The sequence below is a fragment of the Psychrobacillus lasiicapitis genome (assembly GCF_006861795.1).
GTDB classification, from domain to species: domain Bacteria; phylum Bacillota; class Bacilli; order Bacillales_A; family Planococcaceae; genus Psychrobacillus; species Psychrobacillus lasiicapitis.
The window spans coordinates 229065-249241 of record NZ_VDGH01000006.1 but is presented as its reverse complement, the minus strand read 5'-3'; the positions used below and the strand labels follow the sequence as shown (position 1 = coordinate 249241).

Genomic DNA, 20177 nt, shown 5'->3' with positions numbered 1-20177 from the left:
CACAGAGCTCTTCAGGGAGGATTGGTTTCCTTAAAGATGAAATCCCTCTCTGATCAAGCTCAGAGAGGGATTATTATCAGTATTGAAACTTAACCCTTACAGTTGCGTTAATAGTGATTTGACCCTCTTCAATTGGGGTCGTAAAATTTTGTTCGGACATGGCGACTGACTTAAATGCAACAGGTTGGTTTTGACTTTCTTCTACTATTTCTATTGGATGTGGATGTAATGGTAATTGCAGCGTTTCAGCTATCGTTTTTGCTTTTGTTTGTGCATCCTGGAGTGCTAGTCGAAGAGCTTGCTGGTAGTATGGGGACGTGTCATCAATTCTAAACTGCACGGATGAAACTCGATTTGCACCGTTTTGTACGGCAGTATCGATAACAGTACCAACTTGAGCTGTGTCTGTTACTTTTACTGTAATCGCATTCCTTACTTCATACCCGCGAAAAACTTGTCTTCCATCTACAAAGTCATAATTCGGAACTATGTTATAAGTAGAAGTTTGGATATTCTCTCTAGGTATCCCCAATGCTAAAATAGACTGAATGACCTGGTTCATCAAGTTCGCGTTTTCTTGTTGGACTCTACTTAAATCTTCCCCTTCTGTAATCACCTCTAGCTGGAGTTGTACATAGTTCGGTTGTGCATCAACTTTTCCATTTCCCGTCACTGTTATGACCCGCAGTGGAGGATATTGAACGTTTGAAAAATACATCCCATCATCCCTTTCATACTGTTTATCCTAATTATTCTATGCGCGCTATCTCAGAAACATAATACCCCTTGATTAAAGCAAAGAAACTCCACTTGAGTTTCAAACAATCCAGACTTATACTACAGTTAATATAAACAGTTACAACTGAAGAACAAAGTGGACTTTCAACTGAGGGAGCGTGACGAGGTGTTTCCTTTTAAGAAAAGAAAAGAAGTAACCATGCAGAACAATACGTTGTATTTCACTTATTCCGCAGAATCATCTACGGAAGAAGATATGAATGAGATGGCTTCTTTGCTACGAACATTATGTAAAGCATCCAAAAGTGATATTGTCTTTCTATGTATTGGATCTGATCGTTCGACCGGAGATTCATTCGGTCCATTTGTTGGAACTATGTTAAAAGAACAAAATTTCCCCTTCCATGTTTTTGGAACAATTGCAGAACCCGTACATGCACTAAATTTAAAAACTGTACTAGAAGAAATTCATCTCCAATTCAATAATCCTATTATTTTCGGCGTAGATGCCTGTTTAGGAGATGGTCACCAAATTGGTTCTATTATATTAAAAGACGGTCCCCTCACTCCAGGATATGCGATCAATAATATGTTACCAGCTGTAGGTAACTATCATTTAAAAGGAATTGTGAATTATTTAGACCCAGATTCCCCAATAAAATCATTAAATAGCACGAGACTAGATACTGTAATGAGTCTCGCAAAAACGACTTCTACCATTTTATTAAGATCAATCTAAAAAGACGACGAATCCTAGATTCATCGTCTTTTGTATTATCCAATTGTAATAACACCTATCACTAACGCCGCAATTGTCATTACAACAACCGTTCCAAACGCCCATTTCAATGCAAATCGCTGTAAATCACCAAATTCTGTTTCAACTAAGCCAATCAATAAATGTGCTGCTGCAACTAAAGGACTTAGTACGTGAACTGGTTGACCTAGTAACGATGCACGTCCTATTTCTACTGCACTAACACCATATGCTTCGGCAGCTTGCGAGATGATCGGCAAGACACCAAAATAGAATGCATTATTCGACATAAAGAAAGTAAATGGAGCACTAAGAAACGCTACGATTACTGTCAAATATGGTCCCAGTGCATCAGGAATAATCGCAACTAATGTATTTGCCATCGCATCAATCATTTCAGTGCCACTCATAATACCCGTGAATATTCCTGCTGCGATAACGATAGATACAACGGCTAACGCGTTTTTAGAATGCACCGCAATACGTTCTTGTTGCAGTTTTAAATCTGGATAGTTTACAAGTAATGCAATACCAAAAGCAATCATAAACAAGACAGCAAGTGACATAAAGTCAAGGATTAGACAAACCATCAGTAAAATCGTTAATCCAAGGTTAAACCAAACAAGTTTTGGTCGTTTATAATAAGGTACCTCAGCTGTTGCAGCTAGCTCTGGGTTTGTATCAAACTGACTTCCCCCAGATTTTTGGATTGGTTCCAGTTCAATAACTCCAACTCTTTTTCGTTCCATTTTTCCTAACATAAATGCCGCTACAATAACCCAAACAAGTCCGATTCCCATTACTGGAATCATCGGGATGAACAATTCCGATGAATCTAGCCCTAATGACGCCATAGCCATCGCGGATGCTCCACCCCATGGCGTCATATTCATAACTCCCATAGATAACATAGCTACTGTCGCTAAAACTAAACGATTCATACCAAGTCGCTTATAGAGTGGCAACAAGGAAGATACTGTGATGATATAAGTAGTTGTCCCATCCCCATCCAACGCTACCATCATAGAAAGTACTGCAGTCCCTATTACAATCTTTAATGGATCACCTTTTACTAACTGCAATATTTTAGCGATTAAAGGATCGAATAGACCAGTATCGATCATTATTCCAAAATATAAAATAGCAAATAAAATCATAATAGCCGTCATAGCCACTTTTTCTACGCCAGCTGCCATCATTGGTCCTAAATCCGTCAGGAATCCACCGATAATTCCGAAAATTATAGGCACAATCATAATGGCAACTAATGCCGACAGTCTCTTCGACATAATCAAATACATAAATACTGCGACCATTGAAAAACCTAATAGTGATAACATTTATTAACCCCCTCATTACTTTGAAAACGTGCTCACTTTCACTTAACATCCCCAATGAATGAATTAAATGATAGCGCTTTCTTCACCTTTTTCTTATTTTTCTAATCTTATCAGCTATAAAAAATTTAAAATACAAAAAAATAATAATGGTTATTTTTTTTATTGTTTTAATTATTTTCATATTTTTCACGAATTTGCTTCACATAAAAAAATCCCTATTGAGAAGTGTATGTGACAATTCATCAATAGGGATTTTATTTGGATAACAGTTTGTATTTTCTTTCGGGTCTTCCAACACTTCCATATAAAACTTCTACTTCCATTTCCTCTAGTGAAACTAAATACTCCAAATACCGACGCATAGTTGAATAACTTATTCCAACTAATCGACTAAATTCGTCTGCACTTAAACTCTCATTAATATGCATAATCTTACTTCTAACTAGTTTCAACGTGTGTTTATCAATTCCTTTTGGATAAGTTACTTGACTAATGCTAGGCATCGACTTTATTTTATTGTTCGACCGGAATAAATCGTCTATGTTTTCCTGATTAACTAGTGGGTTTTGATGTAATTGCTCCCGCACTTCGTCATATTGCTTTAGTGCGGCAATAAACTTATCGATGATGATAGGCTTTATGAGATAACCAAATGCACCACCGCGTATTGCTTCACTAACGGTTTTAGTATCATTCGCCGCAGTGATCATAATGACATCTATACCAAGATACTGCTTTCGAATTTCTCTAAGTAATTCGATTCCATTCATATCAGGCAAAAAAACATCCAACAATAGAAGCTGAGGCTGTATTGCTTTTAATAGTTGTAACGTTTGGCTTCCAGAACTTGCCGTAGCAATGACATTAAAATGATCGAGTTGATTGGTAAACTGTTTATAAATATTCACTGCATCTTCATCGTCTTCTACAATAATGACATTTATCATCTCTTTAGACATATTTCCATTTACCCCTCCTTTTTCATTCCGCGTTAACGGGCAGTATGACTCCCACTTCAAGATTGAAGAAAAGCGAAAAGTTAAGTGGTTTCACTTTATCCTACTGTTTTGTGGAATAACAATTGTAAATCTTGCACCACCTAATTCACTTGTATCGATGTAAATTTGACCGTTCAATAATCCAATGGAATTTTTCACAATAGCCAGACCTAGACCATGGTTTTCTCCACTCTTAGTTGTGTATCCTTCTTGGAAAATAATATCTTCCATCATTGTAGGAATACCCGGACCATTATCTTCAATATCAAATACGATTTCTTTACCTAAATCTGTAAAAGAAACTTTGACTAATCCTTTATGCTCATTCTTTTTTCTTGTTGCTTCCATTGCATTCTCTATAATATTACCGATTATAGGGACAAAATGATTCGATTCCGCATTGTCTAAGACGCTATCTAATCGACTATCAGGATCAATTTCTAAAGTGACTTGCAATTCTTTTGAACGGTTTATTTTACCAAGCAAGCAAGCTGCTATTAATGGATCTTTTACTGACTCCATAAGGAAAGAAACAATATTTTGTCGTTCACTCACTTCAGAAGATACGATACTAATCGCACGATCATATTCCTTCAACGTAAGCAACCCATAGATGGTATTTAATTTGTTCAGAAACTCATGGTTTTGGGCTCTCATGTTTTCAGAGAAGGTTTTTATCTTCGAAAATTCTTCCGTTAATTGTTCAATTTCTGATACTGTTCGTATTGTTAAAACAATCCCCATTAAATTATGCTCACTTAATATGGGAGAAGCATCTAGAACATAGAGTTGTTGGTTAAGCAACAACTTTCTATTTGTAAAACTTTCTTTTGTTTTGATTGCTTCATTTATATAGTTCTCTAACTGATTGTCTGCAATAATTGAACCACTAATAAGCTGCTGATCATGAAATAATTCGCGTGCTCGCCTATTCATTGATGTAATTTTCTTCTCGATATTAACAGTGATTGTTGCATCGCGAATAGATTCAAGCGTTGCTTCTTTTTCTGTAAAAAGAAAGGAGATTTCCGCTGGTTCTAAACCATATGTCAGTTTTTTTAACCTTCTCGCTATTAATATTGCACCACCTATTCCTATTAGGAGTGGAATAATAGCTAATTGAATCACATGTTTTTTATAATTGAGTACTTGTTGTTCTATGCTATTTACTAAAAATCCGACGGAGGAGACTCCAATTACTTCTCCTTTATCGTTCCAAATTGGGGTTTTTGCTTTTATGGCTGGTCCTGAAATCCCGTTACCTCGGTAAATGATAGATTTATGCTCCTGAAGTGACGCAGCATTACTCGTAAGCGTAGGCTTCCCTATGTTTGCAGGATTAGGATTTGAATAACGTATCCCCTTATCATTCGCAACGGTTACGTAATCTGCTCCGGTTGTTTTACGTATTGTTTCTGAAATCAGTTGAATGCGCTCAGATGGATCTTCGTCTTCAAATGCTTCAATAATCGTAGGGTGTTGTGCAGTTAGTTGTGCGACAGTCATCGCTTGTTTTCCCATATTGTTTTCCACAATATCATCGAGCATCGTAGAAAAGAGTATGCTTACTAACAATGTGCTGATTAACACAACAACTATTATAAGTAACGTCATTTGTGTCAATAACGTCACTCGCGATTTTTTCATCGGAACACCCATAACTTACTTCACACCTTCAATATCATTAGTATATATAGTGTTTTTGCCTATCCAGTTATTATATAGTTTGTCGCTCGTTTCTTCAATGAGCGGAAGAATAACACTGTTTCTAACAAAATCAGTGGAAGTAATAAAGGATATTTCGCATTCTAGGGGAACTGTGCGGTAGTCATCGGCGTCTCGATTCAAGTAAACTTGTTTTATGAAAATGGATTGCTCTCAAGAGGGATTTGGTTGCTTTCAGACTAGAACTAGTTGCTCTCAACTGTCGTTTGGTTGCTCTGAGACTAGAACTGGTTGCTTTCGACAGATGTTCGATTGCCCTTATCCATTTATTGGATATTAGTACATGGTAATACTTCGAATTATAGGGAAACTGCGCGGTAGTGAGTTGAATGAAGTATCTGCTAGGATTTCCGCTGCAGGGCGGACGCTTTCCGCGGGGTGAGCGATAAGCCATCACCGACGCTACGCGTACGATGTGATGGCTTATCTGTCTCACTCATCCCGCTGGAGTCGCCGCCCTTCCGCTTCAATCCAATAAAGCATGCTACTACCCTAATGCCACTAGCTATTAGGGAAATGTTAAGCATTACTTCGCCCAAACAACAAGCGTACTTAGATGGAGAAGAATATAAAGAAGATGTAATACCAATAAATAGTTGAAAAAGACGAGCCGAGCTTTATCCTAATAAACGAGCTACATATTTGGTGATAGCATTGTCTAATTTGGTTTTATTTTTATGGAGTGGTAAACTTGATAAATTCAAAACTTTGATACCTGCAGACACCAAATTAGCAGTCCATACATAATGATTGAAGCGGAAGGCGGCGACTCCTGCAGGAATAGCATGAGCTGAAAGCCCCGCAGGAGCGTAAGCGACGAGGAGATTGAAGCCATGCCGGCGGAAAGCGTCCGCCTGAAGCGAAAATCATAGTGAACCCTTAATAGGGCAACTTACCGCGCAGTTTCCCTATAAAGTAACATACCTTATTCTGTGGAGAAAAAGTTTTCCAGAAAACTTAGATTTAATTATCATTTCAAGCACAAAAAAAGACGAGTGCTAGGCCCCATCTTTTCTAACTATCTTAATCTAAAATTTTTACTTTAACGGTTTTCTTGCCCCAATTGACCGCTTCTTCTTTTGATGGGATGAAAATATCTATTTTATTTCCTTTAATCGCCCCACCAGTATCTCCAGCAATTGCTTCCCCATAGCCTTCTACCCAAACTTTTGAACCTAGTGGAATAACGGAAGGATCTACAGAAATAACTTTCTGGTTAGGATTTGCAAGTAGGTCAATCCCTGTAGCTGTTACACCTGAGCATCCTGCACAACTTGCTGTATAAGCTGTGGATGTAACCGTCAGCTCTTTCACTGCCTTTTCCACTGGAGCTGTTGCTTTAGCCACAGCAGGTTCTGCAGTTTTAGCTGTCTCATTAGATACATCTGCACTTGGTAAAGAAGCAGCACTTACTTTCGGTACAATCTTTTTCGTACCTTCAATTATTAATTCATCTCCAGGATGGATTAAGTCGCTAGTTAATTGATTACGATCCATTAACTCATCCACCGAGATATTATGTTGTTTGGCAATATTGAAAAGAGAATCTCCCAAAACAACGACATGCGTTTCAGGTTTATCTTCAATTTTTAACTCTTGAGCTGGAAAAATTACAGTTGATTCGAGTCCATTCCATACTTGTAAGTCTTGTACAGTTACATCTCTCTCTTTTGAAATAGACCAAAGTGTTTCTCCTTTTTCTACCGTATGAACGCTTGATGCGGATGCTTGTCCCGCTGCTCCTACTGATAGTGCTGCAATAGCGGTTAGTGCAACAATTTGTTTTTTCATAAAATGAATTTCCTCCTTTTCACTAACGACACTTAGTTTAACATTTGAAGATGTCAATACTATTGCAAAATGATGAGAAGGAGATTTCAATTATATGACAAAATTTATGACACTTACTAAAAAAACTCCTTATCGACATCAAATAGAGGACGATAAGGAGGTTCTATTCTATTAATATGGTCAGCTCATTGACACAATGCAATTACCATACTACCCGTTGACGTCGTCTATATACTTTATTCTCTTTATAGTTTTTTTCCTCCTTTCCTATCCCTAAATAATGTTCACGAACCTCTTCATTGGATAATAGATAGTCCGCCTTTCCTTGCATGACAACTCTACCGTTCTCCATAATATATCCATAATCGGCAATGGAAAGGGCAACATTAGCATTCTGCTCCACAACCAGCATGGAAGTTCCCTCTTCCTCATTGATCCGTTTGATGATTTGAAAAATTTCTTTCACAAGTAGCGGTGCAATCCCCAAGGACGGTTCATCCAACAATAATAGTTTTGGTTTTGCCATAATCCCCCTGCCAATAGCAAGCATTTGTTGCTCTCCACCGGATAAGTAACCTGCTTTTCTTGAGCGTAAAGCCTTTAGTTTAGGAAAATAGACAAATATCTTTTCCATATCTGCTTTAATATTAGTCCGATCCTTCCGTGAATAGGCCCCCGCCATTAAATTTTCTTCGACTGTTAAATCTCTAAATACATGCCTCCCCTCCATACAAAGGAATATGCCATTCTTTACAATTACATCTGGCGTAATATTGTTCAGTTTTTTCCCTTGAAACTCGATTGTACCAGCTGTGATTTGCCCCCCCTCACCAGACAGTAGACCAGAAATTGACTTTAAGGTTGTCGACTTACCTGCTCCATTGCTACCTAACAATGCAACAATTTTTCCCTCTGGTACGTGAAGCGACATTCCCTTTAAGGCTAATATGATTTTCGAATAGACCGCTTCGACATTATTTACATGGAGCATCTTATTCTCCTCTCCACAAATTCAGTTATTTGTAAGCATTTATTAATCGTTGTGGCTGAAATAATCTGTTAACGGCTCCCATTTACCACCTTTAACAATACCAAGGCGTGTCTGTTCAGTACCTGTATGGCTATCTGCACTAAAGCTAACAGGAGCTCCTAAACCACCAAGATCTAAATCCTTTAAAGATTCCAGTCCTGAACGAATTTCTTCCCCAGTTAAATCTCCTTCCGGATGTTTTTTAGCCGCTTCTTGAATTCCCGCTACTAGGATTTTGGCAGTGGTCCATCCTTGAATGAATTTCTGGTTTATATCTTCAAACGTCTTTCCTTCTGCATCTAAATACTCTTTTATTTCAGCCATTCCTGGAAGATCCTCTGACGGCATCGCATGTGAAAGAATTCCTATATAGCCTTCTGCAACGTCAGCTCCAACAATGTCAATTACCCCTTCACCAGATGCCCAGTTCAAACCGATAAATTGTGTTTCGATTCCAAGTGTATTAGCATCTCTTAAAATAGTCGCTGTTGCCCCCCATGTTTCTTGAATAATTGCATAATCAGGATTTTTCTTTTGCATATTGAGCAGTTGTGACTGAGCTTCCGTAGCTTGTACATCAACGATTTGCTCATCTACGATTTTCACACCTATTTCTTCACCGTATGCTTTAATATCTTCAATCGGTGAACGGCCAAATGCAGTATCATTATATAAAAGTGCGACTGTTGGATCTGAACCTTTATGATTATCTTTGATCCATTTCAAAACAGAGCGCCCTTGGTCTGAGTAAGATGCAGCAGCCAAGAAATTATACGGACTTTCCTCGAGACTTTTTAGGTTTTCTGAGTAGGAAGCAGAAAAGAATGGAAGTTTATCACTAGCCACTTGTTGACGCAAAGCTTCCGTGTCACCAGTTCCCCAACCAAGAACAGCGGAAACCTCTTCCTTATCACGAAGTTCCTGATAAATTTTTTGGGCTTGTGGAATTTCATATGCATAGTCTTTCCCCGTCAACTCAATGGATAGGCCATCTACTCCACCTTTGCTTTTTAAATACTTGAAATAGGCTTGTTCTCCTTCCGCATAAGGAGTTCCTACATCACCAGTTCCTCCAGTAATATCATAAAGCCCACCAATTTTAACCGTTCTCCCACCTTCTTTTACTTCTCCGTTTACCGCTACTTTTTCATCCGAACATGCCCCAAGCAATAAAACGAATATTATCCCCATTATCAAACTCGTAAATTTACTTTTTCTCATTTTCACGAATATCCCCCTTTTTTATCAAATTCGCCTCGGCGTATTTGCGCCCAGATTTTCTCGAGCTTGCTCGAGAAATTCCTCTAAAAATCTGTGGCATCCGCCGGAGGCTTTAACTTTATTCAGCAGTTATTATTTGCTGAATGAAGTTAAAACCTTTTATTATTAATAGGAAAATGGCCATAATCTAAAGTACTTCTTCATATTGAGCCAAATATGAGCTAATCCCCCTGGTTCAAATATTAAAAACAAAATAATTACTGCACCAAATACAAAATCTTTAAAAGCAGAAAGGAGCTGGTACAAATCTGGTGCAAAGGCAGCTAAAACATCGATGATGGAGCTTAAACTTACCGGCAAAAGCGTGATAAAAATAGCTCCTAAAATGGAACCAAATATACTTCCTAAGCCCCCGATTAAAATCATAGCCAAATATTCGATCGATACATGAAAACTATAAAGCTCTGGGCTAACAATCATCGTGTAATGCGCTAATAACGCACCTGCTATTCCGACAAAAAAGGAACTGATAGCAAATGCCATTACTTTATATTGGAAGAGATTAATCCCCATTATTTGTGCTGCAATATCTCGATCTCGGACCGCTAAAAAAGCTCTACCAGTTCGTGTTCTTATCAAATTTGTGGCATACAATATAGTTAATAGAAGAATAATTGCACATAAATAGTAATAACCTGTATTACTGGATAAAGAAAACTCCCCAATTGACGGTCGGTTCAGGACCATTCCTGCAGTTCCGCCTGTTACACTATCCCATCTGCTAATAACGAAAAGTATAATTACTTGAGCAGCCAGTGTGGCAATTGCTAAGTACAAGCCTTTCAAGCGTAAGGAAGGAATCCCAAATAGACCCCCTATTAGGGCCGTTACAATTCCTGCAATTGGCAACGCAATCCAAAAGCTTAAACCATAAGTGGACGTCAATATTGCCGAAGTATAACCTCCCACCCCTAGAAAGGCTCCTACCCCAATCGATATTTGTCCCGTTAAACCAGTCAAAATATTAAGCCCGATTGCCCCGACAGATGCAATTGCACATAAGGTGAGCAGTCCTATCCAATAATTGGACACCAACAGAGGCAGTGCGAGCACGATAAGTACAATGAGTAGGGCTTTGACTTTAGCTCCCGTAGTACCAAACAACTTCATATCGTCGCTATAGGAAGTTTTATAATTCCCACTTTCCCTTACAAATAAATTACGCACTCCATCACACCCTCTCGATTCTTCGACTACCAAATAATCCATGTGGTTTTAACATCAATATAAGAAGCACAATGATAAAAGGAACTACATCCTTTAGGCCTCCTCCTACGAGAGGATCCAAATATCCTCCAGCTAAGTTTTGAACAACCCCAATGATAAATCCTCCAACAATTGCTCCTAGAACGCTATCCAGACCTCCTAAAATAACGACTGGTAAAACCGTTAAGCCAATTGCAGACATGGTAGGACTTAGACCATTTATGTTACCAAGAAGCACTCCACCAACTGCAGCCACAACCGCTGCAATCGTCCAAGTTGCAGCATAAACGTATTTCACACTCATCCCCATGGACAATGCAGCTTGACGATCATCTGCAACTGCTCTCATCGCAATTCCCATTTTAGAGAACTTGAAGAAGAGTGAAAAAATGACAAGCAACAGGACTACTACTATAAATGACCAAAGATAAACAGGAGAAATAATTACTCCCGCAATATTAATAGGGGTTTGTGGAAACACCGGTGGAAATGTACGCGTCTGATGTCCCCAAATCATATGCACCGCACCACCTAGTAAGCTCGATAAGCCTATGGTGGCCATGATGACCGATACAACCGGTGCATTTTGTATAGGCCTGATAACCAGTCTCTCGACAACTAATCCGAGAACAGCGCTGAAAATAAGCGTTATAAGTAGTGCATAGATGAATGGAATTTTATAAGCCGTCATTAAGATCAAGCAGATATAAGGTCCGATTATAACGAATTCGCCATTCGCCAAATTCAAGGCTCCGCTTGCTCTGTAAATTAGGACAAATCCTAATGCGACAAGTCCATATATACTTCCGACTACCACTCCTGTTACGAGCATTTGAAGAAAAAATGTCATGTTTATGCCACCCCCTGTTTCATGTTCAATTGAATGACCTGTAAACTAATCTCCCCTATAGATTCTTTTTCAAAATTAGTCATCGTCACTTTTTGAGTTTCTGAATACATACCATTTATAAGCATCTGGTACTTATCCTCGATGAACTTCCTTCTCACCTTTAATGTACGGGTAAGCTCACCATCATCAGCAGTAAACTGTTTGTGTAAAATAGTAAATCTTTTTACCCGTGCATAAGCTGGTATTTGACCCATTAACTCAGTAACTTGTTGTTCGATAAACTCTACCACTTGGGCATTTCTTGCTAAATCCGAATACTCGGTATAAACAATTCTGTTTTTATCCGCCCAGCGACCTACACTATTCATGTCGATATTCAAAATAGCGGTCATGTACGGCTTTTCCTTGCCAAAGCAGACAGCTTCTTGGATATAGGGACTTGTTTTCAATTTACTTTCTACGATTCTCGGATAGATAAGTTTACCATTTTGGTCTTTTATAATATCTTCTCTGCGGTCAAGCATATAAAGATGTCCATCTGTTCCTAAGCGCCCACAATCCCCTAGAGTAACCCAACCGTCGCTAATTGTTTCGTTATCTTTTTCATGTAAATACTCTGTAGAAATAGAGGAGTTTCTTACATAAATAGCTCCATCCTCTCCAATTCTTACCTCAGTTCCAGGTAGAGGAACACCCGCACTTTCCACATTAATATCGTTATCATGCTGAACAAAGGCAATACCAGCTAGTTCTGTCCCTCCATACGTTTGTTTTACATTCACTCCAATACTATGAAAGAAATAAAAAGCTTCTGCTTCAAGTGCAGCTCCCGCAATGTACGCCCTTTTAATCCTAGATAAACCAAGATGATCTCGGATTGCACTAAAAATAAGGACATCTCCAAGTTGATACATGAATTTTTCCCCGCTTGAAAGTGTTTGTTTGTTTAGCTTCGATTGTGCCATTTTGTCTCCAAACTTTTTAAAGGTTTGGTAGACTTTTTTCTTAAACCAACTTGCTCCTTCCATTCTGATCGTAAAATCAGACATGATTTTTTGGTAAACTCTTGGCGGTGCTAGTAGTGTTTTAGGCCCTATCTCACGTAAATCACCAATAACCGTATGTGGCTTTTCCGGAAAATTTATAACGATTCCGGTTGTTAACGGGATAACGCTACTTATCACTTGCTCATGAATCCAAGATAGCGGCAAAAAAGAAAAGTAATCCTCTCTATTTTCCATCTTGTCGACCAGCGTAAGATTTTTAGCAGCCTCTATTAAACTATCATGTGTAAGTAACACCCCTTTTGATTTGCCAGTTGTCGCAGCACTGTATGCAATCATTGCATAATCATCTCCAAGTATCTGCGCTAGTTTATCTTGAAAAAAGTGTGGAATTTCCTCTATTAAATTGATTCCTTGATCTAATAGTTCCTCCAAATCTATTAGCTTTGAATGTCTGTAATGTCGCATTCCCTGTTTGTTGTAATAAATAATATGTTCAACCAGCGGAATCTCCTCTTCGATTTCAAGCAATTTATCTACTTGCTCCTGATCTTCCACTACAACGATACGTGCCTGACAATCATTTAAATAATAGACAATCTGCTCTGGAAGGGACTCTTGATAAATGCCAACCGATATGCCTCCTAAACTTTGGGCTGCCATTTGTGAATAGAGCCACTGTGGTCGATTTTCCCCTATGATGGCAAGTTTTTCACCGCTTTTGAAAGCTAATCTATTAGCAAGTGAAATAGCTAATTGTTCTACTTTTTTTAAATAGTCACCCCAAGTGATTTCGTTCCAGATTCCCAGGTGTTTTTGCCTGAGTGCAACCTCTTGTTCGTGTTTAAATCCACGTTCCGCTAAAAGATTAGGTAATGTTTTTTTTGACCCCATTTTTGTTCCACCTTTCTAAATAACGGTTTCTTCCCCAATGTAAGCTCGAATGACATCCGGGTTTTTCTGTATTTCTTCCGGAGTACCAAATCCGATACGTTTTCCAAAATCTAAAACTGCAATATGATCAGATAAATTCATGACGATCCCTAAATCATGCTCGATCAGTACAACCGTTATATCCATCACCTCATGCATATCAAGTATGAAACGGGCCATCAAATCTTTTTCTGCATTGTTCATCCCGGCCATTGGTTCATCTAATAGTATTAACTCCGGTCCGAGTGCTAGCGCTCTGCCTACTTCCACTCTTTTTTGTAATCCGTATGGGAGCGTTCCAACGGGCGTATGTCGTATATCTTGCAGTTCTAGAAACTCAATGACTTCTTCTACTTTTCTTCGATGTTCAATTTCTTCCTTCGCTGCTTTGCCCACATACAATCCCCCGCTTATTGCACCTGAGTTCATCAATGTATGTCTACCTAACTTTAAATTGTCTAATACCGACATATGAGCAAACAATGCTATATTTTGAAAAGCTCGTGCAATTCCAAGCGTTGTCCGATGATAAGGCTTCATGTTTACTATTTCCTGTCCTTTATAACGGATGGAACCACTAGTTGGTTGATATAAACCGCTGATACAGTTGAGCATACTTGTTTTCCCTGCCCCGTTAGGACCAATAAGCGAGAAGATCTCTCCCTTTTTTATATGATAGGTGACGTCATCTAATGCTTTTACTCCACCGAATTGTAAAGACACGGCTTCTATCTCTAGAATAGGCTCCACTAGGATTCCCCTTTCAAACTAACTGTTATAATTTTTTATATATTCTGAATACTACTTCAGGAGCGTTAGCTTTGTCAACGTAATTTATGGAACTTAAGAACTAGTATTTTGTCGATAATTACATTAATATGTACAGTAAAGCGAAGCGAAATAAAGCATATATTTTTCAATATAATTACAATAAAATAAACTAAATGGATTACGTATGATGGGATACTCTCACATTCCCCCATTACTTCAACGAAAAAAAACTCCATCTATGACGATTAGTCATAAACAGAGTTACTAAGGTTATTCAACTTTCGACAAGAACTTCTTCATTCATATCTCTTTCAGCATAAGAAACTTTTTATAAGAATGAAGATATATTATTTTAACTTCTCTATTTAGGCTCTCTTAGACATACTTTTTAGAGAGACGGACGACTACTTCACTCATCAAAAAATGCGAAAGAATATGACAAAGTCGCATCCCTCCGCATATAAAAATCCGAAGAACTCATCACGTTCACCTAAGTTCTTTGGACCAATTAAAACATATATTATTTTACCTAAAAATATTATGCTTAAATAAGTATTCATAAGAAATATCAATAAATAAATAGCCATTCGCATTAATGGGCACTGAAAAAGTACGGGTCATTTCTCCAGTGTCGATGTCGCTATACACATCAGAAAAAACTCCACTTTGATTATTGCGCATAGTAATAATCGTTTTCAAAAAGTATGGACGCCAACTCCAATTTTTATTAATCGCTTCTTTTTGTATATTCCACTTGTCATTAACACGCATAATATTAGGAGATGTTTGAAAACCTTCTTCATCGCAAATATAAAGACGGAAGGAATAATCATCTAACGCTTCGGCAAGTGCAAGAAGCTGTTTTGTATCATCACTTGTCGGCTTTAACAGGTGTATGGACTTTTCTAGTATACTCTGTAAGTTTTTTAACTCCTTGTAGTTTTCTTCAAGAAGCCGTTTTTCTGCCGATATGAATTGCTTACATTTTTCTTTAAAGCTTTCTTTCAACTGATCGCGTGGAATCATTGCTGTATTTACATCCGCTAAATACTTCCCTTGATAATAGCGACCACCGTTTTTCCAAGCAAATTGAAGCTGGTGTACACTATCAATGCCTTCAAATAACATATTTGCACCAATTCTACGTGCCATTGTACTAAGGGAGGTGAACAAATCATTTTCTACACCCCATGACTCATAGCTCAACTTTGCTATATTCAACTTCAGGATATTAGGAGATAGCATATTAATATAATCTAGATGACTTTCTGAACCAACCTGGTTTATAGCTATTTTTATCCCGTATGTTCGAAAATATCGAAGTACATTATTTAGTTCTTTAAATGCACCTTTAAAGTCGTGCTCCGATAGGACGACCACTATGCGTTTTAGTTCATCTTCTGTTATATATTTTTTAATGATATCAAAATAACTTTCTCCATAGTCAAGCACAAGTAAATTGGCATTACACGGCAAATAAATATCAAAGTCTTTCGCTTCCTCTTCTAATCGAGAAAGAGCAAGATCCCAAATTTTATGTGTCACTTCCACACGGTACTCTTCCGGAATATCCTCATCAAAGGCAAATGAATTCAAATTCACCTCTTTATCGTCAACAATAAGTTTACCAGAGATTTCATATGCAATAACTATATGCTCATCCGCACTAAAAATTGGTTGAAAACACACTTTTAGTTGATCTAAATTCGTTAGTACTTCTATTGCATCCATTTTCGTATTCCCCCTTAAAACTTCAAACGACTTTTTCCTTCTTTTCATGTTATTCCAATGAAATACAACTTGCAATCGAATTGTATGTAATTTCATTTACAAATTATGACCCAATTTCAAACGAATCAATAGTTGAACTAAAATTCCATTGAAATCATGATTGTAATAATAAAATTTAATTCCGAACGTTTCGCAACACCATAAAACACAAACTTTATTTAAAATAAATATAAATATAGTTCGTGTTTGGTGTAGAAATTTGTTTTATATTACTCTATAATATCAAATATATTAAACAAATACGAATGTTTAGGAGTGTTCACTAGGAATGGTAGTACCAATAAACAAACAAACGGAAGAAAAAAGGAACCATCCACACTTAACGGTTGGACCCGACGAAAAAGTCTCACGTGGGCAGTCTATTTTACTCGGTTTACAACATGTATTAGCTATGGACGTATATGTAGTTCCTTTTATTATCGCCATGCTGATTTCCCTACAAGCTGGTCAATCAACAGCTTTAATACAATCTACCTTTATAGCTGCTGGGATTGCAACCATTGTACAAACCTATTTCTGTATGAAACTACCTGTTGCTCAAGGGCCTTCTTTTATTCCAATCGGGGCTATCGTAGGTATATACGCTGCTAGTGGTGGTGGAATAAATGGATGGAGTACGGTTTTAGGTGCTAGCTTAATTGCCGCTGTTCTAGTAATTATTTTAGGATTTACTGGCATCTTTCATAAATTGATTAGATCTTTTGTACCTCCAATTGTTGGGGGTACCATCATTTTTGTAGTCGGCCTGTCCTTAATGCCTGTTGCCTTAAATGATAATATTTATAATGCGGTTGGTGCTACTGTTACCCAAAATGTGTATTTAGCACTTATCTCAGGTACTATGCTTATTCTATGTGTGATGTTAGGTTCTTTGTTTCAAAATAATGGTCGCATTTTCCGTATTGCTTCGGTTATTATCTCGCTAATCGTCGGGTGTATAGCGGCTAGTTTTATGGGAGTATTGGATTTATCTGCTGTTGCAGAAGCAAAATGGTTTAGTCTTCCCCAAATTCCTTTTATCGATTTTAGTTTTTCTTTTAACCCATCAGCGATTATTACAATGATTATTATTTACGTTGTGTTAATGGCAGAAACAACTGGCACGTGGTTTGCGGTAAGTAATGTAATAGACAAACCATTAACCGATCAAAACATTAATCGTGGAGTTATCGGTGAGGGGATTGGCTGTCTAGTAGCTTCGTTATTGGGTACGACTCCTGTAACTGGTTATTCAACGAATGCTGGAATCATTTCCATTACCGGTGTTGCTAGCCGAATTGTTTTTGTTGTAGCTGGTGTCTGGTTTGTATTATTTGGTTTTTCAAGTAAATTATCTGCCCTAATATCGTCCATTCCATCTGCCGTAATCGGTGGCGTTTTCGTCATCATATGCGGCGTCATTGCTATTAGTGGAATGAAAGTGATGAAAAATGAGCATATCGGTGAAAAAGAAATGTATGTCATCGCTGTGCCAATGATTTTGACATTAGCTTTAACATTCATTCCTGATGATTTCTTATACGCTTTACCTACTACATTACAATATTTATTTAACTCACCCGTTGCAACTGCTGCCATCGTTGCAATTATATTGAATAAATTATTACCGAGTCTAAAGTAAGAAAAAGACCAATGTGCCTGTCTCTGATTCGATCTAGCAAGTAGAAGCTGTGAATAGAATGACGTACATTATAGGGAAACTGCGCGGTAAGGCTTTATTAGGTATCCGCCTTGATTTTCGCTACAGGGTGGACGCTTTCCGCGGGCACGGCTTCAATCTCCTCGTCGCTCACGCTCCTGCGGGGTTTTCAGCTCGTGCTGTTCCCGCTGGAGTCGCCACCCTTTCGCTACAATCCAGTAAAGTTTGCTAATTACTAAGTCATAATGCACAAGATCTAGTACTATATTGTTTTTTCTATAGGGAAAACCTATGATTAATTGAATAAGACTTACTTTTTAGTGATTATTAGTAGGTTCTATTGATTGGAGTGCAAGGCGACGACTCCTGTGAGATTAACGAGACAGGTGAGACCCCGCACGTAGCGTTAGCGGAGGAGGAGGCTCACCGCTCGCCCCACGGAAAGCGTCCGCCTGGAGCGGAAATCATGGCGGACATCTTAGTATCTTATCTCGCAGTTTCCCTATACTGTCTTTAATTCAAAAAAGCTCATCACCTATTACGAATGATGAGCCTTTTCATATACACTTTTATTCTTGTAAGTCTTCAATAGATGTAATGTCCATATAAGACGGGACAACTAAACCTATTTTTACACCCGTCATACTAGCACCAAGATCTTCAAACTTTCCATCGAACTTCTCTGCATAAGTTGCGTGAGTTAAAGGTAACCATCCCGCAAGTGATGCATCTGCACTACCATCGGCAACTGCAGTCCACATAGGACCTGCTTCTACTTGTACTGTTGTTACTTTATAGCCCATATCTTCTAAGACGATTTTCATCACATTTGTGCTGGCAATTTCACTATCCCATGCAACATATGCAAGCTTGATTGCATCACCATTCACTTTTTCCACACCATCTGTCCATACAGCAATTTTATCTGCATTTGCATCTACCCAATTTTGGGCTGCAACTTCTGGTTTTTCACCTTCTTGGATGGCAATCATAATTTCACCCATATCCTCTTCAGACCAGCTAAAGTTTGATAAGATTTGGTGAGCTTCTGGTAAATCTTCTTGTAGTCCAGTTCGACCAATTGTATGAATTTCTTCTTCTCCACCATACGAACCTTTTGGATCTTCAAGATATTTCAAATCGTATTTTGCAAACTTCCAGTGTGGCGTCCACCCCGTAATAATTATAGGTTTCTCTGCATCATACGCTTTTTTCAAAGCAGCAGTCATTGCAGCTCCAGAACCAGATACTAAATCCCATTTATCTAATTCATAATCAGTTATAGCACGTTCAGTTGCTTCCATAATTCCGGCACCTGGATCAATACCGGTTATTTTATAATTGACCGATTCTCCGACTGAACCAGCTTCTGAAGTGGAACTATTATTCTCATCTGAACCACACGCTGCAAGCCCTAGTGATAGTAGAGCGATTGCTCCTAATCCTGTAATCTTTTTAGCTAAATTCATGATAATTTTCCCCCTATTTTTTTCTTTCTAACTCCCGCTTGTTGCGTAATACGATCTAAAATAATGGCAACAATAACGATAGAAACACCAGTTTCGACCCCTACTCCGGTTTTCAATTGTGTCACGGATCGATAAACTTCTTCCCCAAGTCCTGGTGCACCAACCATCGATGCAATAACAACCATCGATAGGGCAAGCATGATGCTTTGATTGACGCCGGCCATGATCGTTGGTTTAGCAAGTGGAATTTGTATTTTCATAAGGCGCTGCCCAGCAGTAGAACCAAATGCTTCTGTTGCTTCTATTAAATCTTTCGGAACCTGTTCGATCCCTAACATAGTTAAACGAATCGTTGGAGGCATTGCAAAAATGACCGAAGCTACCACTCCCGGAACAACCCCAATATTAAAGAAGAAAATCGCCGGTATTAAGTAAACGAATGCAGGCATCGTTTGCATTAAGTCTAGTAGCGGATTGACCACCTTACGAACACTTTCCTTTTGCGAGCCCCAAATACCAATTGGAATACCAATTACTACAGCAAGAAATACCGAGGTCAATACGAGGGCCAACATTTGAAGCATTGGATACCAATAACCTAAGTAATCAATGAACAAAAGACCAATTAATGTAAATAAGGCTATTTTTCGAGTAGAAATAAAATAAGCGATTAAAGCAAAGATGATCGCTAGTAAAATCGATGGAACCATATCCAGAACTGTTACCGCTCCTTCAACAACCCCACCTAGTACATTTGCAATTCCATCTAACACAGAACCGAATGTAGAAACGAGCCAATCGACGCCGTTATCAATCCAATCTGCAAACGGAAGTCTAGGTAATAATTCATTCAT

General features: G+C 38.2%; 16 protein-coding genes. 2 read left to right on the top strand and 14 right to left on the bottom strand.

Annotation, left to right across the window (positions count from 1 at the left end; translation table 11 throughout):
- Positions 1-76: 76 nt before the first annotated feature.
- Positions 77-718, bottom strand: a complete 642-nt coding sequence (locus FG382_RS11995; protein WP_142539111.1) for an SIMPL domain-containing protein — start codon at positions 716-718, stop codon at positions 77-79.
- A 186-nt stretch (positions 719-904) separates the two neighbouring features.
- Between FG382_RS11995 and yyaC the strand changes: the two genes are divergently transcribed.
- Complete coding sequence (gene yyaC / locus FG382_RS11990; protein ID WP_229677378.1) at positions 905-1477, top strand: spore protease YyaC; 573 nt, start codon at positions 905-907, stop codon at positions 1475-1477.
- Positions 1478-1512: 35 nt separating this feature from the next.
- Here yyaC and FG382_RS11985 read toward each other — a convergent pair whose 3' ends face one another.
- The 11 genes from FG382_RS11985 to FG382_RS11935 form a co-directional block, all read right to left on the bottom strand.
- The gene (locus FG382_RS11985; protein ID WP_142539110.1) at positions 1513-2835 is read right to left on the bottom strand and encodes a CitMHS family transporter; all 1323 of its coding nucleotides are present in this window, start codon (positions 2833-2835) and stop codon (positions 1513-1515) included.
- A gap of 254 nt (positions 2836-3089) precedes the next feature.
- Positions 3090-3794 carry a response regulator gene (locus FG382_RS11980; protein ID WP_142539109.1) on the bottom strand — a complete coding sequence of 235 codons (705 nt, stop codon included), beginning with the start codon at positions 3792-3794 and terminating at the stop codon, positions 3090-3092.
- Between the two features lie 90 nt (positions 3795-3884).
- The gene (locus tag FG382_RS11975; RefSeq protein ID WP_229677379.1) at positions 3885-5480 is read right to left on the bottom strand and encodes an ATP-binding protein; all 1596 of its coding nucleotides are present in this window, start codon (positions 5478-5480) and stop codon (positions 3885-3887) included.
- 1101 nt (positions 5481-6581) lie between these two features.
- Positions 6582-7349: a LysM peptidoglycan-binding and 3D domain-containing protein gene (locus FG382_RS11970; protein WP_142539107.1), complete on the bottom strand. Its 768-nt coding sequence runs from the start codon at positions 7347-7349 to the stop codon at positions 6582-6584.
- A gap of 202 nt (positions 7350-7551) precedes the next feature.
- Positions 7552-8340: an ABC transporter ATP-binding protein gene (locus tag FG382_RS11965; protein ID WP_142539106.1), complete on the bottom strand. Its 789-nt coding sequence runs from the start codon at positions 8338-8340 to the stop codon at positions 7552-7554.
- Between the two features lie 42 nt (positions 8341-8382).
- Complete coding sequence (locus tag FG382_RS11960; RefSeq protein ID WP_373287609.1) at positions 8383-9606, bottom strand: ABC transporter substrate-binding protein; 1224 nt, start codon at positions 9604-9606, stop codon at positions 8383-8385.
- Between the two features lie 159 nt (positions 9607-9765).
- Complete coding sequence (locus FG382_RS11955) at positions 9766-10827, bottom strand: branched-chain amino acid ABC transporter permease (RefSeq protein WP_142539105.1); 1062 nt, start codon at positions 10825-10827, stop codon at positions 9766-9768.
- A 4-nt stretch (positions 10828-10831) separates the two neighbouring features.
- On the bottom strand, positions 10832-11716 hold the full coding sequence (locus FG382_RS11950) for a branched-chain amino acid ABC transporter permease (RefSeq protein WP_142539104.1): 885 nt from the start codon (positions 11714-11716) through the stop codon (positions 10832-10834).
- A 2-nt stretch (positions 11717-11718) separates the two neighbouring features.
- Positions 11719-13614, bottom strand: coding sequence for an AMP-binding protein (locus FG382_RS11945; protein WP_142539103.1), 1896 nt, complete (start codon positions 13612-13614; stop codon positions 11719-11721).
- Between the two features lie 15 nt (positions 13615-13629).
- Positions 13630-14403: an ABC transporter ATP-binding protein gene (locus tag FG382_RS11940; RefSeq protein WP_142539102.1), complete on the bottom strand. Its 774-nt coding sequence runs from the start codon at positions 14401-14403 to the stop codon at positions 13630-13632.
- A 546-nt stretch (positions 14404-14949) separates the two neighbouring features.
- Positions 14950-16155 (bottom strand): EAL domain-containing protein, encoded by a 1206-nt coding sequence (locus FG382_RS11935; protein ID WP_142539101.1) that lies wholly within the window; start codon positions 16153-16155, stop codon positions 14950-14952.
- Positions 16156-16483: 328 nt separating this feature from the next.
- Between FG382_RS11935 and FG382_RS11930 the strand changes: the two genes are divergently transcribed.
- Positions 16484-17836, top strand: coding sequence for a uracil-xanthine permease family protein (locus FG382_RS11930; protein ID WP_142539100.1), 1353 nt, complete (start codon positions 16484-16486; stop codon positions 17834-17836).
- A 587-nt stretch (positions 17837-18423) separates the two neighbouring features.
- Here FG382_RS11930 and FG382_RS11925 read toward each other — a convergent pair.
- Positions 18424-19323: a glycine betaine ABC transporter substrate-binding protein gene (locus FG382_RS11925; protein WP_142539099.1), complete on the bottom strand. Its 900-nt coding sequence runs from the start codon at positions 19321-19323 to the stop codon at positions 18424-18426.
- Complete coding sequence (locus FG382_RS11920; RefSeq protein WP_142539098.1) at positions 19320-20177, bottom strand: ABC transporter permease; 858 nt, start codon at positions 20175-20177, stop codon at positions 19320-19322. Before FG382_RS11920 ends, FG382_RS11925 begins: the two co-directional genes overlap by 4 nt.